Origin of the sequence: Shimia sp. (assembly GCF_039969785.1) — a bacterium.
GTDB lineage: Bacteria > Pseudomonadota > Alphaproteobacteria > Rhodobacterales > Rhodobacteraceae > Shimia.
The window spans coordinates 1-4,207 of record NZ_JBDVNC010000012.1; the positions used below are offsets into that span (position 1 = coordinate 1).

At 52.1% G+C, this 4,207-nt stretch carries 3 protein-coding genes and 2 pseudogenes; 4 read left to right on the forward strand and 1 reads right to left on the reverse strand.

The features are described from left to right. Positions 1 to 122 precede the first annotated feature (122 nt). Positions 123 to 620 (reverse strand): hypothetical protein, encoded by a 498-nt coding sequence (locus tag ABJI08_RS05110; protein WP_348400748.1) that lies wholly within the window; start codon positions 618 to 620, stop codon positions 123 to 125. Positions 621 to 824: 204 nt separating this feature from the next. Here ABJI08_RS05110 and ABJI08_RS05115 point away from each other — a divergent pair. From ABJI08_RS05115 to terL, 4 genes and pseudogenes are all read left to right on the forward strand, one after another. Then, positions 825 to 1,532, forward strand: a pseudogene (locus tag ABJI08_RS05115) (IS6 family transposase). Positions 1,533 to 1,614: 82 nt separating this feature from the next. Continuing rightward, positions 1,615 to 1,902 (forward strand): annotated as a pseudogene (locus ABJI08_RS05120) (DNA methyltransferase); the annotation flags it as partial. Next, on the forward strand, positions 1,895 to 2,350 hold the full coding sequence (locus ABJI08_RS05125; RefSeq protein WP_348400749.1) for a DUF5681 domain-containing protein: 456 nt from the start codon (positions 1,895 to 1,897) through the stop codon (positions 2,348 to 2,350). The pseudogene ABJI08_RS05120 and the gene ABJI08_RS05125, both read left to right, overlap by 8 nt. Next, positions 2,337 to 3,812 (forward strand): phage terminase large subunit, encoded by a 1,476-nt coding sequence (gene terL, locus ABJI08_RS05130; RefSeq protein ID WP_348400750.1) that lies wholly within the window; start codon positions 2,337 to 2,339, stop codon positions 3,810 to 3,812. The genes ABJI08_RS05125 and terL overlap by 14 nt, the downstream gene beginning before the upstream one ends. Positions 3,813 to 4,207 lie beyond the last annotated feature (395 nt).

Consider the following 4,207-nt stretch of genomic DNA (forward strand, 5'->3'; position numbering starts at 1 on the left):
CTTCAAGGCCAGTTCAGAAGCTGCAAAGAAAACCACAAAGGAGGCCACCATATTGACCAAAGCATAGCCGCCGATACATAAATAAAGCGGGTCAAATCTCGGTGACAATACCGGGTCAGTTATCAATGACATTCAACAGGCATGTTTATTTCAATTGATAATTTCTCTGTCGCCGGATAACCCTGCTGGCCCTCAAAGAAGCTTTCTCGTATCAACTCAAACATTGAAAATTTATCTAGGTCTGACTTGTCAAACACAAGAATAAGTATATCGCATAGGGAGATTATATCTGATTTTGAAAGTTGTTGATCAACAACAGTTGTTGCCGGCTGATTTTCCAACACTCTATATATCTTGCTTCTTATTTTGGCGTCGGTCTCATCGAGACTTGAGGCTATTTGAAGTGGGCCAATTTCAAGATTCAGACCCTCTTCAATGGCTGAAATACAGGCAAATTCGTTAGCCTTGTCTTCATAGGCGCTAACTAGAGAAATATTCTTCTGTCCGAGTATCAAGCTGAGCTTTTTGAACTGTTCCCGAAATATTGCTTCGATTAAAGCTTCAAGCTGTTCTGGAATCTCAGGTTGGGATAGGGTGCCGATCCGTAGGATGTTTCTCATGTATTCTTGAGGCTCCTAATGTCCTTGAGTTGTGGATTTTGAATTCGGTGTGCTTAGTAAAGGAATTCGATCTCAATCTGCGGTTGCTGGGGTGCTAGGGGTAGAACTACCGCAAGGTCATCATTGTTACTCAGCACTGATTGGTAAGGCGGTGTCAGAGGAAACTCGGTTGTGAAGGGCAGGGCGGCGATCTAGCTTCTGCTCATGACAAAACGCTCGCCTTTTCGCTATTTTAAAACCAGCCCTGAGATTATCCGCCTTGCGGTGATGCTCTATGTCCGATTTCCACTTTCATTGCGCAATGTGGAAGACCTGCTGCACGAACGGGGCATCGACGTGAGCCACGAAACCATTCGTTTCTGGTGGAACAGATTTGGCCCGATGTTTGCTGCAGAAATTCGCCGAAAACGCGTAAATCAGATGCGGTGTTATTCGAACTGGCGATGGCATCTTGATGAGGTTTTCGTGAAGATTAACGGCGAGCAACACTACCTCTGGCGGGCCGTTGATCACGAAGGCGAAGTGCTGGAAAGCTATGTTACGAAGCGCCGAGGTCGCACTGCAGCCCTTTAATTCTTGAAGAAAGCGATGAGAAGGTATGGGCCGCCCGAAGCCATCGTTACTGACAAATTGCGGTCGTATGGTGCTGCGATGAAGGTTATCGGAAATGCTGACCGGCAAGAAACAGGTCGTTGGAAGAACAACCGCGCAGAGAATTCCCATCTACCCTTTCGACGAAAAGAGCGCGCCATGCACCGCTTTCGCCGAATGCGAAGTTTGCAGAAATTTGTTTCTATCCATGCATCCGTTTTCAACCACTTCAATCAGGATCGTAGCCTTTCGAAAAGATGCCATTTCAAGCTTAACCGCACCGCTGCTCTCGCTGAGTGGCGCGGGCTTTGCGTGGCATAAAGGACAGCTTCACTGGCCTAGTAGAGACTGGTTCGAATTTGTCTGACACCACCGACGTGAGGCTGACCTCGCCGATCATCCCACCGTGAAGCCCACCGCCTTGGTGGCCGACGCCATTATGGATGTGAGCCATCGCGGTGATGTGGTGCTGGATGCCTTTGGTGGCTCCGGGGCGACCCTGCTGGCCGCCGAGAAAACCGGCCGTAAAGCCTGTCTGATTGAGCTGGATCCGCTCTACGTCGATGTCAGCATCCGCCGTTGGCAGGAGATGACTGGTCAGAAGGCCCGTTACGGCGAGACAGGTGAGACCTTCGATGCGCGTGTTGCGGCTCAGATCGAACTCACTGAGAAGGAGTTGACCAATGTCTGATCAACAACAGGACTATGAGGTGGGTTACGGCAAGCCCCCCAAGAGCGGTCAGTTCAAGAAGGGCCAATCGGGAAACTCTAAAGGGCGCCCGAAAGCTGCAAAGGGCATTCTTGCCAGCCTGAAACGTGAGTTGGAAACCAAGATTGCCGTGCGCGAAGGCAATCGCGAGGTTTGCATGTCCAAAGCGGAAGCGATGGCCAAGCAGATTATAGCTAAGGCACTCAAGGGTGACCCGCAAGCAATGATGGTCATTCTCAAGCTCGACCCGGAACTTTTTGGTGCCGCGGCTGACGGTGTCGAACCCTTGTCGACGAAAGAAGTCCCGGAAGATGTCGACTATGACATTCTGCGGGATTTTTTTACTGAAGCCTCGGAAAATGAAGAGCCAGCGTGTGTAGATGACGGTGAGCACCTCATGCATTGGGAGGTGCCCGATGACGAGTCTTGACCCTCAAATGATCCGGCAGGCCTCCCGCGAGGTCTGCAGGGACAATTTCTTTCCGTTTGTCTGGCGGGTTTTTGATGCACTGCATCATGGGGCTAATGACAAGTTTGAACCAGCCTGGCACATACGGGCCATGTGTCACGAACTCGACGCCGTGCGCCAGGGTGACAACAAGCGTCTTGTGATCAACATCCCGCCCCGTTGTCTGAAGTCGGTAACTGTTGCGGTGGCCTATGTGGCCTTTTTGTTGGGGCATGATCCGGCGGCCAAGATCATTGTGGCGAGCTATGGCCTCGATTTGGCGCGCAAGCATTCCGACGATTGCCGTCGGGTGATGGCGACACGTTGGTATCAGCAGATGTTTCCGCAGACCCGGTTGGCAAAGAAAGGCAACACGTCTGAAGAGATCAAGACAACCAAAGGGGGCAGCCGCAAGGCTGTTTCCATTGGCAGCGCTGTCACCGGGCACGGTGCTGACTACATCATCATTGATGATCTTCTGAAGGCCGGCGATGCCAACTCAGAGGCGGAGCTTGTTCGTGCTCAGGAGTTTATCGAAGGCACGTTGCTGTCACGCTTTGACAATCCTGCTGAGGGCCGTGTTGTGATGGTCGCTCAGCGTCTGCATGAGATGGATCCACCGGGGTACTTGTTGGACAAAGGCACCTATCGCCATCTGAACTTACCGGCGATTGCTGAAGATCATGAAGTTGTCTCGACAGGGGGCAACAAAGTGCTGCGTCGTAAGCCCGGTGATCTTCTGTTTGCCTCTCGCCTGGATCAAGTCACTCTTGGTCGCATGCGTCGTGAGATGGGGTCGGCAATCTTTAACTGTCAGTATCAGCAGAACCCAATTGCGCCCGATGGCTCGCCTCTCCGGTGGGAGTGGTTCAACACTTATGAATACGTTGAAGATCGTAACTGGTATCAGTTGATCATCCAAAGCTGGGACACAGGTACGTCGGCAGATCCGAGGTCTGACTTCTCGGCCTGTACCACCTGGGGGTTCCGGGAAAATGCCTGGAACCTTCTTGAGGTCTGGCGTGGGCAGCTTGATTACCCGGATCTCAAGGCTAAGACTTTGCAGTTGGTGGGCAAGTGGGATCCTGACCGGGTTTTGATTGAAGATGCGGCGACAGGCAGGCCGCTTTTTGATGAATTATTCCGGGATGACAGGCGCCGTTATGAGCGCGTCAGGCCTGACAAGGATAAGGAAACGCGCTTTCAGTCGGCCTGTGCGCCCGTTGAAGAAGGCAAGATTCACTTGCCGGTCGATGCGCCATGGCTGACTGCTTTTAAACGTGAACTCCAGTCATTTCCGCGCGGACGTAATGATGATCAGGTGGACAGCTTCAGCCAGTTCCTGAACTGGTCGAAAGGAAACGGGTTTTATCGTGCTCTTGGGCGGGAACACCCGATTAATGTCCAGCGCCGCGAGCGGAGTAGGTTAAGGCAGCGGCGTTAGGAGCGGAAGGTCACTCAGTTGGGGTGCGAAGGCGCGAGTGGCCTCCGACCAAAATACTGCGCAGGTGGATGTCGGTGGCCTGATAGGTTCAAATCGGGAGCCCACAACCACCGCTGTCGAACAACTTTGCAATGCAGCGCTTAGATCACGAGATACACCGCAAATTGCAAAGAAAAATGTAGCAAACGGCCCAAAGCCGACCTTGATGCATTTTGCGGCGAACGGCTCTTCTCTGCCCTAATCGACATTATTCACGCCAGCTGTCTAAAATCCGAAGTTAAACAGCAGCCGAGATTGCTTCAGCCGTTCGCGTTGGATCAAGTACCATGACGTTGTGATGTCCATCAATTTCCGTGCCGTGGAAACGGGGATCAGCCTCTGACGCCTGCAAAAAA